Raw genomic sequence first — 23,881 nt, forward strand, 5'->3', positions numbered from 1 at the left:
TACCGCAGGGATCTTATTCTTTGACAACAGTTCCCTTGATCGTAAGGATGAATGGACCTTCCTTACCATTGCTGTACACCGAAACGGTCTTCACGAAAGGATAGACACGACCGGCAGGGTTGTAGACCACAGTGATCTTGCCTGTCTTGCCGGGAGCGATCGGCTCGCGGTTGAACGTAGGTGTGGTACAGCCACACGAAGACATCACACGAGTAATAACGAGAGGAGCATCTCCCGTATTCTTCACTTCAAAGACATGAGTGACAGGACCATCAGCTTCCTTGATCGTACCGAAGTCATGCGTATGCTCGGTCACCTCGATTTTAGCCTTATTCTTATCTTGTGCATTAAGCGTGTAAGCACCCATAAGTACCACCATCGCAAGGAGTAACGTTGTAAATCTTTTCATATTCATAGTTATGCTTTTTGATTCAAAATCCAATGGCACACGACAGCTATCGACCTGAAAATCTGCCAATAGACAAGTGCACCTTTCGTACAAAGATACAAATAACTACCCAATTGACAAAAAAAGCTCTATGCCCCAACACGGGCGGTCGGCTCAGACATTGAAGCGGAAGTGCATGATATCGCCATCTTGGACGACATACTCTTTGCCTTCGACTGCCATCTTGCCGGCCTCCTTGACCGCAAGCTCGGAGCCATAGTGGACGAAGTCCTCATACTTGATCACTTCGGCACGGATGAACCCCTTCTCGAAGTCTGTATGGATCACACCTGCACACTGAGGTGCCTTACTACCCTTGAGGTAAGTCCATGCTCTGACCTCTTGCACCCCTGCAGTGAAGTAAGTCTCAAGGTTGAGCAGGGCATAAGCAGCACGGATGAGACGAGAGACACCGGACTCCTTGAGTCCGATCTCTTCGAGGAACATCTGACGCTCCTCATAAGTCTCAAGTTCTGCGATCTCACTCTCAATCTTTGCGGCAACGACAAGGATGTGCGCACCCTCATCTGCGACAGCCTTACGTACGGCATCGACATGCTCATTGCCTGAGACAGCAGAGCCCTCATCGACGTTACACACATATAGGATAGGCTTTGCAGTGAGGAGGAAGAGCTCTCGTGCGGCCTTCTTTTCGTCCGGGGTGTCAAACACGACTGTACGAGCAGACTTACCCTGTTCCAAAGCTTCCTTATAACGACTGAGGACACCGAAAAGCAATGCAGCCTGCTTGTCTCCTCCCGTCTTGGCCTGCTTCTCGACACGTTGGATGCGAGCCTCAACCGTCTCCAAGTCTTTGAGCTGTAGCTCAGTATCTATGACACTCTTATCTCTCACAGGATCGACCGATCCATCGACGTGGGTGATGTTGTCGTCCTCGAAGCAACGCAACACGTGGATGATGGCATCGGTCTCACGGATGTTTGCCAAGAACTTATTACCAAGCCCTTCGCCACGGCTCGCCCCCTTGACAAGCCCTGCAATATCGACGATCTCGACGGTCGTAGGGACGATGCGCTGAGGATTGACGATCTCGGCGAGCCTGTTGAGGCGTTCGTCGGGAACTGTGATGACGCCCACATTGGGCTCTATCGTACAGAACGGGAAGTTTGCGGACTGTGCCTTAGCATTCGAAAGGCAGTTAAAAAGTGTCGACTTACCAACATTGGGAAGACCGACGATACCACATTGTAGTGCCATATATTATTGTCAGTGTTTTGATTATCTTATGCTGTTCTGAGACTGTCGTACCGCGCTATTTTCCTTTGCCGAACATGGGTTTTGAGAACTAAGAGGTACCATACTCCTCCCTATCTCTTGATGTCACAGCTATCTACAAAGGCTCAAAAATACGCAGTCTTACAAAAAGACTGTCAAAATAATCCCTTCGTAAGACCATGCAACGGTCTCTTTTTCAAACCGCAAAGTTACAAATTTATCCACCGACCACAAAGACCTAAAGAGTCAGTGTGTATTTTTAGAAGATCACAACGAATGGGGACAAACCAAGTCCGCTCACTTGTGTATCACCTTGAGATAGGCAAAGAAATTCCCCTCTTGAAGCACCACATCATATACAACCTGATCATCCGATGTCTTCGGATTAACCTTGATGTGGAGGATGTTTCCTTGCCTCATCACTTCGCAGAAGTTGCACTTATACCCGATCTGTCTTTTGCTCTCATCCTCTATGATAGTGAGATTGTCGTCTTTGGTCAAAGGATGCCCATTTCGAAGCAGACTCTGCACCCGCCATGCATCCGAAGCTGTCTGAAGGTCCAATGTGCCACCCGTTTTCTCAAAGAAAACCTCCTTGACACCCAGTTTGATCGTGTCGTCCGAGCGTCCTAAATCTTGTCTATCCTCTGCTTGTTTTTTGCAAGAAAGCATAGTGAAGGCTACGATAAAAGCCAAGAGAAGTGTTGTTAATTTGTTCATGATTAGTTATTGCTTTTTGATTTATAGATTTTATGCTTTTCAAATCCTTGGAGGTTACAAATCTTGCATGCTATTTTCAATTAAATAACACACGGCACATAAAAATTAGTTCATAGAACCTTCGACATCAAGTCTTACGACTTAATTTCGAAAGTCGTAAGACTTGATGAAACGAGTCGTAAAACCTTTTTTGCCCATCATCACCACTTCACCATAAGAGGGACATTCAGTTGGTAATCAAGTCAAAAAAGCCACACCCCTCAAACTCACGAAAGCAGGATCAAAACATAAACCATTACGATACCTCCGAGGGCTCTGACAACCTTCCCCAAAAGTAAAGTAATGAGCATCCTTGCAGAAATCAAAATTTATCAATAAAATTGTAAGAGAATAAAAAAACACACCTTGATCTAAACCGGATCACGCATCACGCCGACGGTAAAAACATGATCAGCACGCAATAATTACTCATTTTACAAATACAATAAAGACATAGGTATTTAGCCCCCATGCTGACCACAGAGCAAAATATCGCCCACATATCACCCGACCACCGCATACAATCACTGGAAGAGCATGCGGTGAAAGTCGCTTCACTATGCCGTCAGTTCGCATCAAAGACAGGCGTCCCACAGGCGGATCAGATAGGTTTTGCTCTAGGGTTACTGCACGACTTCGGAAAGTCTTCGGAAGGATTTCAGACCTATATCATACAATCAGGACTAAAAGGAAAGCCTGCAACAAAGTCTCCACACAGCCTCTATGGAGCCGAAGTCGGTTACCGTTATTCCTCAAGCGCAATTATAGGGAAAATACTCGCTTACTGCATCAGTGGGCACCATAGAGGGTTGTATGATGAGGATCTGATGGCTAAAAAGATAGAATTAGAAGCCCACAAAATATCTCAGGACACTCAACGCCTGCTAGATGCGTATCCCGAGATGGCAACAGAATTCAAGAAGGCGACCGAAGGACTCATGCTAACCCATATGTCATGGGAAGACATCCAACTCCTTGTTCGAATGCTGTTTTCGTGCCTTGTAGATGCGGACTCTTTGGACACCGAGGCTTTTTGCAATCCAATGCAATATACAGAGCGAATTGACTCGACCATCCAAATAAACATTGAACTATGGCAGTGTCTTAAACTTCTGCTGCAAAAAAAGACAGAGACCTTCAGCCAAACAAGTGCGATAAACCAAACTAGAGCCCGCTTCTTGTCTCAATGTATAGAACACGGACAAAAGGCGTCCAAAGGAATTTACTCTCTATCCCTTCCAACAGGAGCTGGCAAGACCTTGAGTTCCATGGCTTGGGCATTGGAGTGCGCCATCAAGCACCAAGCAAGTCGGATTATTATTGTCATTCCATTTACCTCGATTATCACCCAGACTGCAAGCGAACTAAAGAAAGTTTTTGGGGAACATATGGTCTTCGAACACCATTCTGAGGTCTCGGATCCCTCTGAAAAAGCTAAATACGAGAGTAAAAATGCGGTACTAAAAGCCCTTGCAGAAAACTGGGACGCACCGATTATCGTCACTACAAATGTCCAATTCTTCGAATCTCTATTCAGCAATAAAAGGGCTCGTTGTCGCAAGCTACACAACATCTGCAACGCAGTTGTGATATTTGATGAGGTGCAAATGTTCCCCACAAAATTTCTACACCCTATGGTGCGGAGTATTGAGAGTCTCACTCGCATGTTTGGCACACAAATATTATTGTGTACTGCGACACAACCTATTTTCAATGAAAAAGTAAGTAATCCAACGTTCTATACCCTCAAACAGAAAGCAGAGGAGGTGATACCATTTGCTCCGGAAACTTTCTCAATTTTTAATAGAGTCGAATATAATATAGATAGTTCGGAAACCGATATAGAGAGCTTGGCGCAAAGATTGGCTCAACATCCCTCAGTTCTTTGCATCGTTAACACACGCAAAGATGCTTTGCAACTAGCACAAGCACTGAAGCAAATCTCAACCGATAAGGAAGGAGTGCTTATACATCTATCTAGGATGATGTGTTCTGTGCACCTCAAAGAGACAATTCAAAAAGTAAAGGTACGTCTAGCTAAAGGGCTCCCAACAAGAGTCATCAGTACCCAGCTCATCGAAGCAGGTGTGGATCTAGATTTCCCAATAGTTTATCGAGCAAGTGCAGGCTTAGACTCTATCATCCAAGCCGGAGGACGATGCAATAGAGAAGGTAAACTCTCTACCAAGGGACAAGTGTATATCTTCCGACTCCCAAAATCATATACCCCGACAGAACTACTCCGTAGCCAACAAGCCATGGAGTTGGCCACATACGACACAGAGGGGAAAAGTATCGATCACCCAGATATCATTTATAGCTACTTTTCCCATCTGTACGGAGCCAAGATCAACTGTGACACAAACAACATCTCAGACCTCCTATGGGATCAAAGCAAGTGTTGCAAGATAAAACTTAATTTCGAGGAGGCTAGCAATAAATTTAAGCTTATAGATAACGGATATATAGACCTCTATGTTCCCTATACTCCGAACCCGGAATATTCAAAACTTGATGGAGAGGCACTCATTGCAGACCTGACATCCAGAGGAGCGATGAGCACTGAAGAGTTTAGACGATTACAACAATTTAAGGTTGGTCTGCGAGAAAAAGATTTCCTCGAATTGTACACACAAGGCATTATCAAGGCTATATATATATGGGGCGAAAGCAACCCTCCCATATATGTCCTCGCATCGAAGCACAACTATTCAGAAGACTTTGGCATCTTACTTCGAAATTTCTTCATAGAGGAGCCTTTAATATTCTTATAATATCATTCAAATTATGGACTACTTTGACAAAGAGTATTGTATAGAAGTCACCGGAGATTACGCTTGTTTCACCCAGCCTGCGTTCAAGGCTGAGCGTTTTTCGTACCCGGCACCTACCCCCTCGGCTATGCGCAACATCCTTCAATCGATCTTTTGGGTCAAAGGAGCTACCGAATGGGAGATTACCAAAATTGAAGTTCTCAAACCAATCCAATTCGAAGTCATCAAGATGAATGAAGTTGGGGGGATTCGTAATCTTTCAGGGAGTAAGCTCACCAAACGGGAGCTACAAACACCTGCAGGGAAAGAAATAACAAAGAAGGTCAAACTACCTGATCCCATATATATCGACAATGATAGACAACAGAGAGTCTCCTGCGTCCTCAAGGATGTGGCTTATCGTATATATGCCAAGCTCGTCTTCATCCCGATACATAAACGTTCTCATCAAGATCAAGAGATTACAAAGGCTAAACTTGCCCAAAAGGGGACGAAGGATGAGAACCCCGGAAAATACTACGCAGAGTTTGAGCGGAGGATCAAGTCCGGAGGATGTTTTCAGCAACCCTATCTAGGAATAAGAGAGTATAGTTGCTCATTCGAACTTGTGGAACACCCTAAACCTATGGGCATCCCACAAGACCAAGATCTCGGGATTATGCTCTTTGACTTAGACTTTGAAAGCAATCCGACAAATCCCACCCCACTTTTCTTTCACGCCCGAATGAAGCAGGGAGTAATACACATTCCAAATATCAAGAGTAAGGAGATACTACGATGATGCTAAAAGCCTTGGCGGAGTACTACGACCGCCTACCAGAAGAGAAATGCTTGCCTCCCTATGGACAAGAGAATGTAGGTATTGCCTGGATACTTGCGCTTAGCCAAGAAGGTAAATTTATATCACTACAACCTCAGATTACCTCTAAAAATGACCCGCTCCCTATCTACCAAGTTTCCACTCGCCCTATTACGACGAGTGGAATAGAATCCCCATATTTTTTTGGTAAGATATCATATGTATTGGGGATTGGAGACAAGAATGGAAAAAAGAATGCAGACTTTGTAGATACGGTGAACAAAATTGCAAACTTCTTCCGTAATGACACTGATTTTCAAGCGGTACAGCAATTCTACAAGAGCCCGGAAGACGTCGACAAAGCCAAAAGTGCGTATGAGAGAGAAAAGAAAAATAATTCTTTCATCCAAGAGAATGCACTTGTTGCTTTTTCCATTTACAAGCCAGGCAGACATACCCCTCTGGTTGCAGAGAAAGAGGAGCTCATCATCTATCGAAAGCATTTGGACGAACAAGAACAATCTACATTGACACTATGTAGTATTACGGGAGAGGAGGGGCCTACCACAAGACTCCATCCAAGTGTTGTTGGTAATGCAAAACTTATCAGTTTCCAAGAAAATAGTGTATTCGATTCATACGGCAAGACCAAAGGAGATAATGCCCCTATCAATAAAGTCATTGCAGACAAAATTGCAAAGGCTTTCAAACATCTACATACAAGTAAGTACAATCATCACAAAGACAACAGATACAAAATCCAGCACATCTACTGGATCAGTCAGTCCAGGGAAGTTAACGATGATATGATCGCAACATTTGTAGATGCCGTATTTGATGACCCTCAGGACTCTGCAGAGATCGTAAAAGAGATTCTAAAGTTATCCAATAGTGCTGACTCTTTTCATTCTGACAAGGAATTCCACATTATGTCATATGTCCCGGGGGAAGGACGTATCGCAGTATACCAATGGAGAACCGGCATAGTTGAAAAGGTTTTTGCCAATATCTGGGAGCATCATCAAAACCTCAATACGATCAATGCAAAAGGAGAGTTGGATGAAGACTATCCCCCAATCTATTCCCTATCCAGACTATTAACAGCTCTGGAATATGGGAAAAAGGGAGATCAGACACGTCCCTCCTCAACTTTTATACAACATATATTGGACAGTATTATTTGGAGACGTAAGTATCCACGACTAATACTAATGAGAGCTGTACAAAAGTTATCAAGCACTATTCTGAAACTACCGGAATATCATAATAAAAGTAAAGGTAAAGATTATAACGCATCAATAGATATCCTAATCGGGCTTATCAAAGCCTACCATAAACGCAACTGTAAAATAAGTATACCTATGAAGTTAGATGAAGAATTCAGCGACCAAGCCTATGTCCTCGGTCGACTTATGAGAGTATATCAGGAGACACAAGAGCGTGCATTAGGCTACGGTCTCAATTCCACGGTATTCGACAAGTTCTACCGCAAAGCTTTGACAGCCCCACAACAAGTCTTTCCACGAAATCTGGAAAGTCTCTTCTCTGCCCACATCGGGAAAATCCGTCGCAAGAACAGCTATCTGGCAGAGCTCCTTCAGGAGAAGAAAGCCAAGCTGACTGATATGCTACCCAAAGAAAAACCGTTCCCTGCTCATCTTACAATAGAAGAACGTGGGCGTTTCCTTTGTGGCTACGGTCATCAGTTCCTTCAAGATAAGATGGATCAAAAAGAACAAAAGAAGAAGAAAAACGAAGATTAATTCATAATTTACTCAAGCAATGGAAAAGCAAGCCATCCAAAACCGCTACGACTTCATCATCCTATACGATGTAGTCAATGGGAATCCCAACGGAGACCCGGACGCAGGCAATATGCCTCGAACTGATGCCCAAACCGACCATGGTATCGTAAGCCCGCCTTGTCTCAAGCGTAAGATCCGCAACTATGTAGATATGATCAGCCCCTACTTTCCTGAGTACGCAAATATATTTGGCAAAGTCCTTGATCCAGATCTCTTCCGTATATATATCCGAGACAAAGTCGTCCTCAATCAAGTTCATGGAGCGATGTTTGATGAGGTCGTCGAAGAGCTCAAGTTATCCTCCGAAAAAAAACAGGATGAATGCATCCTCAAGACACAACAGGCTATGTGTAAGCACTACTACGATGTACGTACTTTTGGAGCTGTAATGAGTACCAGTGACGATGAAACAAATACAGAGGGAGTAGATGAGGAAACGAGCAAAAAGAAAAAGTCTGGCACCAAGGGAAAAGGAAAAACAGACAAGCAAGCTGGACAAGTACGAGGGCCAGTACAACTCACTTTCTCCAAATCTATTGACCCTGTATCTATAGAGTATCGCTCAGTAGCCCGTATCGCAGTAACTAACAGCAAGGATCAAGCAAAAGAATCTACTTTTGGAAGCCTATATGAGATACCATACGCTCTCTACAAAGGGTACGGTTTTGTCTCAGCAATGCTCGCTGAGAAAACGGGGTTTGATGAAGCAGATCTCAAACTTCTATGGCATGCTCTACTTAATATGTTCGAACACGATAGAGCAGCGGCTCGAGGGTTGATGTCTATGCGAAAAATCATTGTTTTCAAACATAATACCCGCTTCGGGAATGCACCGGCACATTCTCTTTTCGACCGAGTCAAGATAAAGCTGAAGGATTCAGTAGAATATCCACGTTCTTTCGAAGACTACGAGATAAGCATTGATGAGGAGAACCTACCTCAAGGGGTAGAGATAATCGATCCTCAAAATCTATTTCAATAGCATTCTCCTGCCATTATGTACACCGAGGACGAGCTATTAATGCTATCGGGACTACAACATTTTAAGTTTTGCCCCAGGCAGTGGTACCTTATCCACATCGAGCAGATATGGCAGGAGAACGAGCTGACCACGCTCGGGCAGATACTGCACGAGCGTGTGCATCAGCCCGAGCAAAGTCAGCGTAGAGGTACTACCGTTACGCTTCGTTCTGTTCCTTTGGCATCATACCAACTGGGGATATACGGCTTCTCCGATGCCATAGAACTACATCCGGCTACGGGAACCGAAGAGGTAGTCTTCACACATCCAAAGTACCCGGGTCGTTGGGAGGCAATTCCGATAGAATACAAACGAGGACGACCGAAGAGACACAATGCCGATCGTCTCCAACTCTGTGCAGAAGCTATATGCCTAGAGGAAGCTTATGGGATAAGCATTCCTCTGGGTTACCTCTTCTACGGAGAAGCAAAACATCGAGAGGAAGTAGTATTCTCTCCAGAACTTCGAGAAGAACTTCTTGCAACCGTTGAGGCTATGCACGAAGCCTTCCGGAGGAAGTCCCCGATACCGGCTGTCTATGCATCGAGGTGCCGTTCGTGTTCGCTCTTCGATCAATGTCTGCCTAAAGCCAATCAGTTTGGCTCTGCTTCCGCTTACCTTACGAAACACAAGCTATTCGACCTATGAAAAAACTGCTCAACACCCTCTACATCCTTTCTCCCGACGCTTACCTCTGCAAAGACGGAGAGAACCTTGTCGTGCGCATCGATGACACAGAGGCCATGCGCCTGCCGATACACAACATCGAAGGTGTCCTGTCTTTCTCTCGTACAGGAGCTTCACCGGGTGCTATGTATCTATGTGTACAGAATGGAGTGAAGCTGTCATTCCTATCCCCCACAGGGCGATATATCGGCAGCCTCGAAGGCGGGATCAAAGGTAATGTCCTCCTGCGACGGACTCAGTACAGGCTTGCAGATGACGAACTCGTATCGGCACACATCGCTTCGGTGTTCATAGCCGGTAAGATCTCCAACCACCGAGCCGTACTATCCCGACTCCTACGAGATCATACGCATGATGCAGAGGTCGAAAAAAGCATCCAAGAGGTCATTGCCCAGCTGAAACACGAACAGAGACGACTCGGTACACTCACCTCTCGCAATGCTGTAATGGGCGTGGAGGGGAATGCGGCGAAGCTGTATTTCTCTGTCTTCGAACACCTGATCCTCAACCCTGACTTTCCCTTCTCCGGAAGGCACAAACGCCCTCCAAAAGATATGGTCAACGCCCTCTTGTCATTCTTTTATACCATCCTGGCTCATGATGTACGTGCTGCACTTGAGAGCGTGGGATTGGATCCCTTTGTGGGCTTCCTTCACGTGGATCGCCCGGGTCGTCCGAGCTTGGCACTGGATCTGATGGAAGAACTTCGTGCGTACCTTGTAGATCGATTTGTCCTTTCGGTCATCAACAAAAGGCAAGTCTCCACAAAAGACTTCCTCGCACAGGGCGAAAATGGCATCATTCTTAAAGAGGATGCACGCAAAAACCTACTTGCCCTATGGCAAAAACGAAAAAAGGATGAGATCACCCATCCTTTCCTCAGAGAGAAAATGCCACTGGGGCTCTTACCCTACATCCAAGCCCAACTCCTTGCTCGATACCTTCGAGAGGACTTGGACGAATATCCTGTATTTCTCATCCAATGACCTATGTACATACTCATCACCTACGATGTCTCAACTTCTGATCCACAGGGAGCAAAGAGACTCAGAAAAGTGGCTCGCATCTGCCAGAACTATGGTCAGCGTGTCCAGAACTCGGTCTTCGAGTGCCTCGTAGATCCGGCTCAGTTTGCTGTTCTCAAACACCAACTCCTCGACACCATCGATGATGAAGAGGACAGTCTCCGCATCTATCAACTTGGAAAGAACTACCGCTCACATATAGAGATCTACGGCCGTGCCACATCCTTCGAGATAGAGGGAGAGCTCATCATATAGCCTCGTACGTCTCCTACGCTCCCCTTAAGATAAACCTCCAACGGTAGTAAATACATAACAACAAGAGGAATCCCTCAGCATACAGACATATCTTCAGTCTCAACAATCAGATCACCCCACACAAACAAACCAACAACAAAAAGTTCTCATCTGCGAACCAATAGTGCACAGCAAAAAGCAGGCAAATTCGCACCCACAGATAATCAGGGTCTTAAATTGCTTGTGCATTGTATTTAATCCACTATCGACTTCAACGAAAAGCCTCTCGCAAATCAAGCCTTCAGAACCGATATAAAATCTATATCTTTGTGGCATACTGTCGCAGCCCATCCGGGCTGCGTGAATTGAAACCTCATCGAAGTCATGCAACTGCACGTACTCGGAGGTCGCAGCCCATCCGGGCTGCGTGAATTGAAACTAGTGTTCTTTGTTGTCATAAATATTAGATGGTTGTCGCAGCCCATCCGGGCTGCGTGAATTGAAACCAATCGAGCGTTTGTTGACCTAAAGCATATTCGATGTCGCAGCCCATCCGGGCTGCGTGAATTGAAACTCGAATATATCGAACTATTTCAGGGTATTCCAAAAGTCGCAGCCCATCCGGGCTGCGTGAATTGAAACATCGTCGTTAGCCAAGCTCGTGGTCGTAAGCCCGGGTCGCAGCCCATCCGGGCTGCGTGAATTGAAACCGTTATTTATGTCCGTTAAACTTCCTTGTTGCTTCGTCGCAGCCCATCCGGGCTGCGTGAATTGAAACGGCAATCATGGAGCCACTTAAGTACATGGATATGTCGCAGCCCATCCGGGCTGCGTGAATTGAAACTTCAGCTCTGCGATAGCCGTCTCCGAGAGATCGCTGTCGCAGCCCATCCGGGCTGCGTGAATTGAAACATCTCGCAAGAATATAAGGGTGAGCCGATGGGGGTCGCAGCCCATCCGGGCTGCGTGAATTGAAACGACCTCCACATCTCGGATGCAGTACTCACCAAACAGTGTCGCAGCCCATCCGGGCTGCGTGAATTGAAACAACGAGGAGGCTCTTGAAGTCTTCGACCTATGCGGTCGCAGCCCATCCGGGCTGCGTGAATTGAAACGTTTTTGGCATTTTGCAAGAGATATTAGACAAGAGTCGCAGCCCATCCGGGCTGCGTGAATTGAAACAAGGTCAAGAGATGAAATTTTGTCATCGTCATAAGTCGCAGCCCATCCGGGCTGCGTGAATTGAAACAATTTGAGCAGTACCTCGAACAAAACGATCATCTTGTCGCAGCCCATCCGGGCTGCGTGAATTGAAACTCTTTAAGCTCATCAAATTGCTCATCAAAACTCAGTCGCAGCCCATCCGGGCTGCGTGAATTGAAACATATCGACCTTGATAAGCCCAAGCAGAGTCAGAAGTCGCAGCCCATCCGGGCTGCGTGAATTGAAACACACGAGGTCGAAACAAGGGAGATTTGTCGCTGAGTCGCAGCCCATCCGGGCTGCGTGAATTGAAACCTTGTCGCCCTCCATACGGTTCAGGAGAGCATAGGTCGCAGCCCATCCGGGCTGCGTGAATTGAAACCTGAAGGTTGGGCGTATCGTGCCATCATCCAAGGGGGTCGCAGCCCATCCGGGCTGCGTGAATTGAAACGCGGATCTTGCTCAAGTAGGTGTCAAGGGCATAGGTCGCAGCCCATCCGGGCTGCGTGAATTGAAACAAACCGCCCCTTTGCCGGGGCAAAAGTGGTACAAGTCGCAGCCCATCCGGGCTGCGTGAATTGAAACGGCGGACAAGGCCATGGGGTATCTTGCGGACTACCGTCGCAGCCCATCCGGGCTGCGTGAATTGAAACGCGGATCTTGCTCAAGTAGGTGTCAAGGGCATAGGTCGCAGCCCATCCGGGCTGCGTGAATTGAAACAAACCGCCCCTTTGCCGGGGCAAAAGTGGTACAAGTCGCAGCCCATCCGGGCTGCGTGAATTGAAACGGCGGACAAGGCCATGGGGTATCTTGCGGACTACCGTCGCAGCCCATCCGGGCTGCGTGAATTGAAACGGGTATCCTTTTTCGTTGCTGAGACACTTGATTGTCGCAGCCCATCCGGGCTGCGTGAATTGAAACAAGAGCAGGCTTTGACGGAACAGAAACGACGTGGTCGCAGCCCATCCGGGCTGCGTGAATTGAAACTTGTCTCGGATGAGGCTACAGAAGTACTCGAAAGTCGCAGCCCATCCGGGCTACGTGAATTGAAACATATTGAGGAAATTTGTCCATAGTCTATAATCAGTCGCAGCCCATCCGGGCTGCGTGAATTGAAACTTACAAAAAAAAATAAATATGAAAATAACTATAAGTCGCAGCCCATCCGGGCTGCGTGAATTGAAACGATCGAGTCGGAGCGATGGGATGAACTTGAGGACGTCGCAGCCCATCCGGGCTGCGTGAATTGAAACGTAGGATGGGAATATATAAAACTTTTATTCACGGTCGCAGCCCATCCGGGCTGCGTGAGTTGAAACAAAGTTTTATCGAAAAGGGATAAGTTGATACTATGTCGCGGTCCGAATGGACTGCGACATAGTATTCTTTTATCTAAAATGCTGAAGCTCGGCGTTGAGAGATCGAACCATAATCTTGTATGACATTCGTCCGAATACAGTAAGATGCCTCGAAGGATATCTTGAAAGAGTCCGCATACACAATGAATGACTTTCAGGGGAGTGCCAAGACTTTTGTCTTCGCACTCCCCTGAAGCTGTTTAGAGAGATGGTTGTCAAGAGAAGAACCGTCAGCTAATTTGCCCCTCCAGCATCTTGAGATAAGTAGGTGATGAAGAGCAGAGCTGATCGTCTGTTCCGACAGCTTCGATGCGGCCGTTATTGAGGAGTATGATCTTGTCCGCACTGCGGATTGTCCTCATACGATGGGCAATGACGATGACGGTCTTGTTGCGGATCAGTTCCGAGAGAGCATCCTGGATGAGGGTTTCGTTCTCCACATCGAGGGATGCCGTAGCTTCATCCAAGAGGATGATCGGAGCATCCTTGAGGATGGCACGAGCGATGGATATGCGTTGACGCTCGCCTCCGGAGAGACGTTCACCATTCTCTCCGATGATGGTATCCATCCCCTCCGGCATACGTCGGACGAACTCATCACAACGCGCGATCTTTGCTGCCCGAAGGATCTCTTCGTCCGAAGCCCCCTTCTTGCCTATGCGGATATTATCCCGGATGGAAGCATTGAAGAGGATCACCTCTTGAAAGACTATTGCGTAGTGCTTGAGCAAAGTCTCGGGATCGACCTTGGAGATATCCTCTCCCCCGAGGAGTATCTGTCCCCGGGGAATGTCCCAAAATCGAGCCGCCAGCTTCGTCAGTGTCGTCTTGCCACAGCCCGAAGGTCCGACAAGGGCTGTCACCTCACCCTGTCGTGCGGTGAAGGTCACTCCGTTGATGACCTTATGATCCTCATAGCCAAACTCTACATCTCTGAACTCGATGTCATATCCACTGATATTCATCTCGTGCTTACCCTCCTGTATCGGCATCGTCTTGATCTCCTTGATACGTCCCACGACACTGTCGAGCATGAGGATCATGGTGAGGAAGGACAAAAGACCCTCAATGGGCAGATAGATGCTGGCTGTGAGCATGAGATAGGCGATATAGGTAAGGAGGTCGGTCTCTCCTTGGATCAACATATTTGCACCAAAGACGGCAACGGTGACGATACCGAGCTTGAGCAGTATACCGGGGAGGGCATTCGCAATGCTTGTAAAGAATTCGGCATTGATCTTCATCTTCGTACTCACTTCGAGTTTGTCAAAGAACTCTCCCAACGCTTTCTCTTCAAGATTGTACGACTTGATCTCCCGCACCTGTTCGATCTTCTCTTGCAAGTCATCGAAGACCTCACGATTGGCGATCACCCAGGCATCGACCTGACTTCTCTGTCGTTTTTTGAAGAAGGAGGAGACAAAGAAGGCCACAGGGATCACCCAGAGTGCGGCCAAGGCCAATCGCCAGTTGTACGCCAAGAGAGACACAGCAATGAGGCTTGTCGAGATGGCTGTCGAATAGAGCTGTGGCACGGCATGAGAGAATATCTGCTCGTACAGTGTGAGGTCACTCATCATCGTGGCAGACAGATCAGCGAGGTCTCTCTTTGAGAAGTAGGAGAGAGGTAGTTGTTTGAGACGATTGGCAAGGTCTATACGGAGGTTGGCACTCTCGTTGTAGACATTGTTGTAGAGTCGTGTATAGTCCCACCTCGCGATGAAGAACATCACCACACACATCACACCAATGATCACAAGATAGTCGAGGAGTCTCAGATCGGCAAAATCCGAAGCCCCCTCTGCACCACCAAGGTACTGAAACAAAAACATGAACCCTACCATCGGAGGGAATACCTTTGTGATATTGACCAACGTATGCGAGAGGATCGACTTACGGAGGTTCTGCGCCCCCTTCTCCGACATCGCATATCTTTTCTTGAAATATTCTGTCATAGTCTTCATCTGTTACCTCCTATCTTCCAGTTGGCGGCACTTTGGTACTGCTCCCACAATTTATTGTAGACACCGCCTTGGGTTAATAATTCTTGGTGAGTCCCGCTCTCGACGATCCGTCCATTGTCGACGACAAGTATCCTATCCGCACCGATGACGGTAGAGAGTCGGTGTGCGATGAGGAGGGTCGTCTTGTCCTTAGACAATTCCTTGAACGATGCTTGGATGATGTGCTCATTCTCAGGATCTGCGAAGGCTGTGGCCTCATCGAGGATGACGAAGTCGGCATCCTTGAGCATCGCTCGAGCTATCGCCAGCCTCTGCACCTCACCACCGGAGAAGTAAGTCCCTTTCTTGCCATAATAAGTGTCGAGTCCCTCCTCCAAGCGATCGATGATCTCCTCTGAGCGAGAGTGACGGAGCACGCTCCGTATGTCCTCTTCGGAGGCATCGGGCTTGGCGATGAGGAGGTTCTCACGAAGGGTCATCTTAAAGAGTCGGGAGTTCTGAAACACGAAAGCGATCTTCTTCATCAAAGTCTCCTTCTCACACTCCTTGACATTGACGCCACCGATGAGTACCTCACCCTCTTCGGCATCGTAAAAGCGTGCGGCAAGACGAGCGATGGTCGTCTTGCCACCACCCGAGGTGCCTACCAGTGCGACGGTCTCCCCTTTATTGACCTTGAAGGAGATCCGATCCAGCACCTTCGTTCCCCCATAAGAGAAAGAGACCTCTCTGAACTCGATCCCTTCGCCTATGGTCGTCGTCTCCCCATACGTAGCATCGCTGTGATCGAGGGTCTCCTCGATCTTGTCCAATGCCATCTCCGCAAAGTAAACGAAGTTGTTTATCGAAGCACTACGCATGACAAAGATCCCGAAAGCAGGCCCTATGAGAAGGTATATGACGCTGTTGCCAAGCACCTCACGCATATCTGCGCCCGCAGTGATCATGAAAATCGCAAGGGGGACAAGGAAAAAGGCTGTCGACCCCACGACAGTCTCGTAGAGAGACATCTTGTCCCTGAAGCTCATACTCCAACCCAGCACCAAGTCCTTCATCCTCATAATGAGGGCATAGAGACGATCAAAGCTCTCGACACTCTGTGCAAAGGTCTTCACCACAGGGATACCTCGTACATACTCGACCGACTCGGCGGAGAGCTCCGAGAGGCCCTGGTAGTACTCGTCACGCACCTTCTTATTCTTCTCCGTCAGCATCGTACCCATGAGGATCATCCCGATGACGATGGGCATGGCACTCATGAGTCCCAAACGCCAGTCAAAAATGAAGAGAAAGGTGAAAAGGACAAACGGGGTGATCACCGTCATCGCAAAGTCGGGCAACTGATGTGCAAGCATCGAGTGGGTCTCTGCGGCACCATCGACGATGACCTTACGCAGAGCCCCGCTCTCCCGATGAGCAAAGAATCCGAGAGGCTTGGCCATCAATCTCTTGACACTGACTTTGACAATGTTCTCTTCGACCTCGAAGGCAAAGAGATGAGAGACGATGAGAGCAATGAAGTACAAAAACATCCCTGCCACGGCAAATCCTGCTGCCGACATGGCATCGTGACGAATACCGACAGCATCGACCGTACCACTGATGATGATCCCACTCACGATCCTATGGATGTATATCATAGGCATGAGTATCATGATCCCGGAGAGCGCAGAGAAGAGCATGGCCAGGTAGAGCATATAGCCCCTCTTGCCGGCATAAGACATGAGCCGTCTCAGGATCGACTGTTTCTTTTGTTTTTTTTCTTCAGACATAAGTCATATTATTTTTGTTGATAAAATGTGTGTGTGTTCTGCCGTAAAAGTATCGGGGTCAGCTCCCCACAAGAAGCCTCATCAAGGTCCCGAAAAGAGAACAAAAGTCATAATCGTTCTAAAAACAAATCGAGCCACCCTGTTCGGATGGCTCGATATATGAAGCTCTATGATAGATATGATACTCGTTGTTGTCATTCTTATGATCTTTGGTGAGTTAAGAGGTCGGAGGGGATTGCCTGCTCTGCCCGCAAGAGTTTTCCCCAGCCCCCTGTGCTGAAGCGTACAAACTCTTCGACAAAATTTTCGACCTCCTTTTTGGTCAGTTCCTCATGACGCACCACCACCCTGAGCATATTGAGCCAGAGGGACGATGCAAAGTGCATGAACAGAGGGGATATATCCGTATAGAGTTGAGGATAGTGGGTCTTCATCTCATCCAAACAGATCCGCCCCATCTCCGAGGCTTCACTCTCCGCCCATTCCCTCACGTGATGTTGATAGCCCGAGCCCTGCGACTCGAAGAGCAAGAGTTTCAGCTCCCTGCGATAATGAAATACAATCCGCAGGCTCCGCTCGATCCAGTGTCTCAGCAACTCCTCGGATGTGAAGATCTCCACGGTAAACCTTCCCGGAGCATTGTGCTCCTGCATCATGGACTCGATGTCATCAAGGAGCGGCTTGAGCACATCGGCCAGCAGACTGTCCTTGTTGGGGTAATAGTTGTAGATGTTGCTCAGCCCCACACCGGACTTCTGAGAGATCTCACGCATGGACACAGCCTTGAAGCCTTTCTTGAAGAAAGCCTCCCGAGCGGTGTTGAGCAACTGCAAGCGTGTGTGGTCTTTGATCTTCTGCATTGTGGTGTGTTATTCTGCTTTGTAAAGTTCGGTATTGACGAAAATTCACACAATACCTCGAAATAGTGATTTTTCGTGCCGAAAGCTCCGAAATAGAGCCGTATCAAGGTAGACTCCCTCACATCCGAATACACTTACACCTATTTTCCCCTCTGAGTCCGCCCAATTCCACCCCCACCCCGTACGATATGTAGAGAAAGACAAAGAGAAGAAGACAAAAAGCTCGAAAGGCACTTCTCTACAATGAAAGACCTCTGAAGTAAACGGAGCCGAATCCTAAAAGTAAAGCCTTTCCCAAAGAAGGCTCATACTCTTTACCTCAAATCACAGCCCAAAGAACACATACTCATTCCCGCTCTTCGAGCTATAGAGGGAGGGTCGGAAGGTCAACAAAAAAGTCGTATGACTTGATCTAACAAGTTTAACGACTTTCGTCATCAAGTTTAACGACTTGATTTCACCCCTTCATGCATCCACTTTTGTAATGATGAGTGACGGAGCTTAGACTTTCAAAAACCATACTACGGAGATACCTCAAAAAGAAAGTAGACATCATACACAGATTGAAGAATGAAGAGTCACTTACAAGATCAAACTTCATGTCCTCGGAAAAAAGACACAGCTCTGAGTAAGACTCTTGGATGCTGTGCTTCGTGTACATCTCGAATACAAAAAAGAGGGGTTGCCAAAATATAAATTTTGGCAACCCCTCATATATAAATACTATTTCTACAATAGTAGAGTGATTACTTCACTTCTACACGACGAGCCTTCACAGAAAGAGCAGCCTTACCTGAGAGAGCTTCATCCTTACCCATACCTCTTGTAGAGAGACGAGCAGCATCGATACCCTTGCTTACGAGGTACTTCTTCACGTTTTCAGCACGCTTGATAGAGAGCTTGTCGTTGAGAACTTCAGTACCTGTGTGGTCACAGAAACCTACTACATCGACAGAAAGAGTTGGGTTAGCGTTCAAGAACTCTACCATTTCAGCAAGTTCCTTAGCATACTTCTTCTTGTTGACGACAGCGCTACCACGTACGAAGTGGATGCTTGGGAGGTTGACTTCCACCTTCTGAGCCTGACGAGCTGCTTCTTCTTCAAGACGACGTCTTTCAGCTTCTGCCTTTTCACGAGCGATACGCTCAGCTTCTGCCTTTTCACGAGCAAGTCTTTCGGCTTCCGCCTTCTCCTTAGCGATGCGTTCAGCTTCGAGACGAGCAGCTACGCGCTCAGCAGCCATCTTGTTGATGGTACGAGCTGTAGGAGCATAGATGATGTTGTCTACCTTGTCGCTGTTACCGATCTTGTAGATAAGACCAAGACCTACCTGACCTACGACAGCGTGTTTTAGCTTGGTATAAGCCTCGTGGTTGATACCATCGTGGCTTGGGTTGTTAGAGATCCAAGCCGCACCACCCTTAAGAAGAAGGTCAAGGTGCTTAGAAGCACGGAAACGGATGTCAAGATCACCACCAAAGCTGAAGGTAAGATCTTGACCGATCTTTGGATTGCTATAGACAGCCTTGTCAGAGATTTTCTTGAGCTCAGGCATGAACTTCTGTACATACGCAGCAGGGCTGAGGATAACAGCGACCTTACGGTTTGCAGAGCTGCTGAAGATAGGTGCGATATTGAAGTCAAAGTGTAGACCTGCACTCATGTGAGGGATAGAAGCATACACTTCTGAAAACTTCATAGAGCCATTGGTGTCGAGAGTGACCATACCGTCAGGCTTTACACGGAAGACATCCTCTCCCTTCTTGTATCCTGCATCACCCTTGCCATACTGACCTGTAAGGCTGATACCGAAGAATGGATTGAATTGATAGCCAATCTGAAGACCACCTACATAACCGAAGTGAGTCTTTTCGTGACCGAGGGTAGCCATATCTGCACCTTGGTAAAATGGAAGACCACCATAGATACCAATCGTCCAGTGAGAGTAATCTTTCTTGATCTCTTGACGGATCTTATCAGCTTCCATCTTGATCTCTTCATTCGTCTGAGCAAATGCCACAGAAGAGAAAGCAAGAGTTGCAGCCAATGCAAAAACTGTTCTTTTCATAATCAATAAATTATTAAGTTACTATTCATAGATTATCACAAAGATACAAGTAATAATCCAATTAGTAATCGCTTGATAAAAGCAAAGGTGCCCATGTGGACACCTTTGCTATGGAGTCAGATCATTCGTCAAATACGGTCAGTATGAAGACGGATGTCTTGTGGTTGTTTATTAGTTATCGTCAGGAGTACCTGGAGCAACCTTGACAAGGATTTCTTGTGGTGACTTGATGACACCCCACTTGTAAGATGCAGTCACATCCAAGAAGATCTTGTATTCCTTGTTCACCGGTGTACCAGAGTTGTTGTGGTAACGAAGGTGAGTAGGATTGTTAGCAACCTCTTCAAATTCGTATGGTTTAGAAGCTGTGTTAGTTACCTTAACCTGTTGTAGGATACGTCCTGCAGGAAGGTTACCTTGTTTGTAGTCTTCATCAGTCACAATGTTGTTGCCATCGATGTTCTTGATGTTAGTCTTAGCATTGTTGACATCAAAGAACAATGTCTTCACTGCATAGTACTTCCACAATTCCTTGTCGTAAGACTTATTATTGTCAGCCACGTTCTGGAAGTTCCAGTCTGTGAATGTGTACTTGTCTGCAAGTCTTCCGGTGAACGAACCACCGATCTGAGCATCAACCAAATAACCGAGACTTTGTCCCTTAACCTTGAGAGGATCGATGATCTTCACATCATATCTCTTCACAGGCACCTTGTTCCACTCATTGTATTCAGCAACGATCATTACAGGAACAATGTTACCAACAAGCTTGATTGCAGCAGAAGTACCGAGATCCGAAGCTCCGTCACCAATTTCTGTATCAGTTTCGTGGAGACGAATGAGTGCACGTGCTTCATTTACAGCTCCGTGAGGATTATCGTTCACGATTGCCTCATTGAGCTTGTATGGAAGTGTTGCCTTATCATCGTCATTTGTAGCAGCATCAACAGACAAGAAGTTCAAAATAGAAGCAGCATAGTTGTCAAGATTTGGCTGTACAAAATCCTTGTTAGCTGGAGCTACTGCAGGAGCAGCACCATCCCAAAGTCTTGTAGCATTGTCAGAGACAGTGAAGCCCTTGAGGTGAGCGAACTCACCGAAACGGCTCTCGTCAAATGCAAAGCGAACCTTAGCACACTCACGGATATACTGGATGAGTTGGTTTACGTTAGCGACCTTCTTACCCTTGTAGATAAATCCGTTAACAAGGTCTGTCTGGATGTGGCTATCACCGACAACATCATAAGGTGTGTGACCATGTACAAAGTAACCATCATTGTAGTCTACATTATCGTAATCAGCTTGATCAGCCTTACGAGTCTTGTCACCTGTAGCAGAGACAGGAGTATAGACAAGTGGATTAACCTTGAACTCAGTACCCATCTTACCTGCAGACCAGTATGTTTCTTCATAGTTGAAGTTTTGCTCTGGAAGCTTAACGACAACTTCGAACTTGTGTGTCAAGTGAAGTCTGTTCAAACGGTCAACAAACTTAAATTCAAGAACGAACGTAGAACCAGCAGGAGCAATTGTACGCATTACCTGCGGATACAAGCGCCACAAGATATTGAAAGAGGTGTTACCTGCATTTTGATCAGGAGGAAGTGTAGTAGTAGAGTTACTTTCGGCATGTTCTGGGATGTAGTATAGAGGAAGTTCTCTGAGCCAGTGTGCACTACCAGTCTCCTCAATAGAAGAAACCTTATAGTTTTCCATACCCTTAGCAATAAACTTACCATCCTTCACAAGATACTCACCATCCTTAGTAAGATTGAGGACTTGGAGACGAGTATATCTATCAGTGAAGAGAGTCTTAGCGATACCATACTCCTTTTCAACCTTTCTGTAGATATCTTCGTTCATCTTCTGAGTGTTAAGACGAAGTGTCTCAAACTTACAAGAGACATAGAAGTCATCAAACTTAGAAGTTCCGATAGGCTTAACTTCAGCTGTTCTGATCCACTTAACCTTCATATAGCGTTGGTCAACAACAGCCTTTGTCTCAAGATCATAAAGAGTGATACGGATGATAGGCTCACGACCGATTGCTGTCTCAGACATGCCAGGAACTGTATAAACCTTGTTAGTCAAGACAGAGCCTTCAAGCTTAGCAAACTGTTGTTGGTCAGTTTGGTTAGTACCTTGTAGGTACTTAGCTTCTGCAACTTCGAAGTGGAAGCCAAGACCGTGCTTCTTATAATCGAAATCCTCGTGACTTGCTCTTGTAGAAGCAGTAACGTACTGCATCAAGTCATACTTTTCATTCCACTCAAGTTCAAGGTCGATAAGTTGATTCTCCTTAGAACGATATAGAAGAGTAGAGTCAGAGAAGTGAGTAGGACGACCCCAAGAGAGTTCACCATTGTCCTTCTTGCCATTACCATTAGCATCCCAATAGTGTGTAGGAGACTCGACATCGTCATAAGCATAAGGCTTGTAATCACCAAAACACTTAGCATGGTGAGTACCTTGATTCAATTGAGGGCCTACTGCTCCTGGATTAACGGTAATATAACCAACTTCTCTACCCGAAGCAATCTTACTCTTGATGACAGGAGCAACATAGATCTCTTCGACTCTGAATCCTTCAGAGATAACAGCCGGCTTTTCAGTAGCAGCTTTTTCTTCTGCAGTCCAATACTTTTCAGCGATAGGCAAGCTCAATGCGCCCATATAGAACTTTTCGACCTCAGACTCTGTAGTTGGATTATCACACCAAGGGTCTGAAATAAATTGATTCTTCCAGTGTTCACCTTGATTAAGGGACTCAGAAGAAGTCTTCACAACATCAACGATGAGATGATTCCCTTGGAGTCTGTAAGCCATAGGCTTGAATGGCTTATCAACGCCGGTCTCATCTTCGTCAACTCTGAGTCTATTCTTAGACACCCAAGTATTGAAAGATGGGTGAGTGAAAGACGCTTCAGTCACACGACTTGGACTGAGACGGAATTCTGCGACACCTTGACTTGGCTTAAGAACCTTGGTTGCGTTAGCGACATCAGTAGTAGTAAAATAGAACGCCTGATGATCCACGTGCTCCTGAGCCTTGTAAGCAACACCAAGAAGCTCGACAGATGCGATACCGTTGACATGACTTCTTGGAACAAGAGCGATAGAAGTCACACGGTTACCCACGAACTCCTCTACTCTCTTCATGACCTTATCGATCTCAGCCTTAAGTTCCTTCTTAGCATTCTCCAACTCTTGCTTGGTAGCACTATTTCTTTCAAGAGCATCTACTCTTTCAACAAGAGCATCAAGTTCCTTTCTAAGCTGATCAGCTTTCTTGTGAGCTTCATCAGCAGTCTTTTGTGCAGCTTCAGCAGCCTTCTGAGCCTTATCAGCGAGAGCCTCGAGTTCTGCCTTCAACTTTGCATCTGCAGCAAGAGCATCCTTCAATGCCTTGTCAGCAGCAGCCTTAGCATCATCTGCAGCCTTCTGAGCAGCAGCAGCCTTAGCCTCAACATCCTTGATAGCAGCGGTAAGATCAGTCTTAGCCTTCGCAAGATCACTCTTGATCCCGGCTGTCTGCTCTCTCAAGTTGTTGATGTCATCGTCATAGTCCTTACAGCCTGGAGCTGCAACAAGCGCAGCAGCCATTGCCATAGCCATGAACTTTAAAGAAAAATTCTTTTTCATGTGACAAAAATTTAATTGTGAGTAATAGTATTTATTTCAATTGTTATAAACAAAATTTCTTCTCTCAAGGCAAATATCTACCAATCTACGAGGGCAAGGCAAGCACATTTACCTTACTCTCGACAAGCAAAACTCCACCAAAAAACACAGCAAAACAAAAAACAACCTTAGAAGCGAACACACTAAACGACAAGCAGTTAATGACATAAAACAACTTGCAAGAAG

15 protein-coding genes and 1 CRISPR repeat array are annotated in these 23,881 nt (G+C 46.5%); of the genes, 7 read left to right on the forward strand and 8 right to left on the reverse strand.

Features of this window, described 5'->3' with window-relative positions; genetic code table 11:
• Window positions 1-13 precede the first annotated feature (13 nt).
• The 3 genes from EL262_RS05970 to EL262_RS05980 all read right to left on the reverse strand — a co-directional run bounded on the left by EL262_RS05970 (window position 14) and on the right by EL262_RS05980 (window position 2,404).
• On the reverse strand, window positions 14-409 hold the full coding sequence (locus EL262_RS05970; protein WP_025838049.1) for a DUF1573 domain-containing protein: 396 nt from the start codon (window positions 407-409) through the stop codon (window positions 14-16).
• Window positions 410-562: 153 nt separating this feature from the next.
• A complete protein-coding gene (gene ychF, locus EL262_RS05975; RefSeq protein ID WP_078735787.1) occupies window positions 563-1,666 on the reverse strand; it encodes a redox-regulated ATPase YchF in 1,104 nt (367 codons plus the stop codon).
• 315 nt (window positions 1,667-1,981) lie between these two features.
• Complete coding sequence (locus EL262_RS05980; protein ID WP_025838048.1) at window positions 1,982-2,404, reverse strand: hypothetical protein; 423 nt, start codon at window positions 2,402-2,404, stop codon at window positions 1,982-1,984.
• A gap of 509 nt (window positions 2,405-2,913) precedes the next feature.
• Here EL262_RS05980 and EL262_RS05985 point away from each other — a divergent pair.
• From EL262_RS05985 to cas2, 7 genes are read left to right on the forward strand one after another with little or no spacing between them, the layout of a single operon-like run.
• Window positions 2,914-5,217, forward strand: coding sequence for a CRISPR-associated helicase/endonuclease Cas3 (locus EL262_RS05985; protein WP_078735786.1), 2,304 nt, complete (start codon window positions 2,914-2,916; stop codon window positions 5,215-5,217).
• Window positions 5,218-5,230: 13 nt separating this feature from the next.
• The gene (cas5c, locus tag EL262_RS05990) at window positions 5,231-5,998 is read left to right on the forward strand and encodes a type I-C CRISPR-associated protein Cas5c (RefSeq protein WP_025838042.1); all 768 of its coding nucleotides are present in this window, start codon (window positions 5,231-5,233) and stop codon (window positions 5,996-5,998) included.
• A complete protein-coding gene (gene cas8c / locus EL262_RS05995; protein WP_025838040.1) occupies window positions 5,995-7,779 on the forward strand; it encodes a type I-C CRISPR-associated protein Cas8c/Csd1 in 1,785 nt (594 codons plus the stop codon). Before cas5c ends, cas8c begins: the two co-directional genes overlap by 4 nt.
• Before the next feature lie 19 nt (window positions 7,780-7,798).
• A complete protein-coding gene (locus EL262_RS06000) occupies window positions 7,799-8,803 on the forward strand; it encodes a type I CRISPR-associated protein Cas7 (protein WP_025838038.1) in 1,005 nt (334 codons plus the stop codon).
• A gap of 15 nt (window positions 8,804-8,818) precedes the next feature.
• Window positions 8,819-9,490 (forward strand): CRISPR-associated protein Cas4, encoded by a 672-nt coding sequence (gene cas4, locus EL262_RS06005; RefSeq protein ID WP_078735785.1) that lies wholly within the window; start codon window positions 8,819-8,821, stop codon window positions 9,488-9,490.
• Window positions 9,487-10,515, forward strand: a complete 1,029-nt coding sequence (cas1c, locus tag EL262_RS06010) for a type I-C CRISPR-associated endonuclease Cas1c (protein ID WP_025838036.1) — start codon at window positions 9,487-9,489, stop codon at window positions 10,513-10,515. The genes cas4 and cas1c overlap by 4 nt, the downstream gene beginning before the upstream one ends.
• A gap of 3 nt (window positions 10,516-10,518) precedes the next feature.
• Entirely contained in the window at window positions 10,519-10,809 is a 291-nt protein-coding gene (cas2, locus tag EL262_RS06015) for a CRISPR-associated endonuclease Cas2 (protein ID WP_025838034.1), read from the forward strand.
• Window positions 10,810-11,127: 318 nt separating this feature from the next.
• A CRISPR array of direct repeats spans window positions 11,128-13,310; the repeat unit is 33 nt; unit sequence GTCGCAGCCCATCCGGGCTGCGTGAATTGAAAC.
• A gap of 269 nt (window positions 13,311-13,579) precedes the next feature.
• On the opposite strand, the gene EL262_RS06020 is transcribed toward cas2, so the two are convergent.
• The 5 genes from EL262_RS06020 to EL262_RS06040 form a co-directional block, all read right to left on the reverse strand.
• The gene (locus EL262_RS06020; protein WP_025838032.1) at window positions 13,580-15,304 is read right to left on the reverse strand and encodes an ABC transporter ATP-binding protein; all 1,725 of its coding nucleotides are present in this window, start codon (window positions 15,302-15,304) and stop codon (window positions 13,580-13,582) included.
• A gap of 5 nt (window positions 15,305-15,309) precedes the next feature.
• Window positions 15,310-17,085, reverse strand: coding sequence for an ABC transporter ATP-binding protein (locus EL262_RS06025; protein WP_025838030.1), 1,776 nt, complete (start codon window positions 17,083-17,085; stop codon window positions 15,310-15,312).
• Between the two features lie 200 nt (window positions 17,086-17,285).
• On the reverse strand, window positions 17,286-17,945 hold the full coding sequence (locus EL262_RS06030) for a TetR/AcrR family transcriptional regulator (protein ID WP_078735972.1): 660 nt from the start codon (window positions 17,943-17,945) through the stop codon (window positions 17,286-17,288).
• 746 nt (window positions 17,946-18,691) lie between these two features.
• Window positions 18,692-20,014: an OmpA family protein gene (locus tag EL262_RS06035; RefSeq protein ID WP_078735974.1), complete on the reverse strand. Its 1,323-nt coding sequence runs from the start codon at window positions 20,012-20,014 to the stop codon at window positions 18,692-18,694.
• 171 nt (window positions 20,015-20,185) lie between these two features.
• Window positions 20,186-23,656 (reverse strand): hypothetical protein, encoded by a 3,471-nt coding sequence (locus EL262_RS06040; protein ID WP_126464377.1) that lies wholly within the window; start codon window positions 23,654-23,656, stop codon window positions 20,186-20,188.
• Between the last annotated feature and the right edge of the window lie 225 nt (window positions 23,657-23,881).

The sequence above is a fragment of the Porphyromonas cangingivalis genome, from assembly GCF_900638305.1.
Taxonomy (GTDB): Bacteria; Bacteroidota; Bacteroidia; order Bacteroidales; family Porphyromonadaceae; genus Porphyromonas_A; species Porphyromonas_A cangingivalis.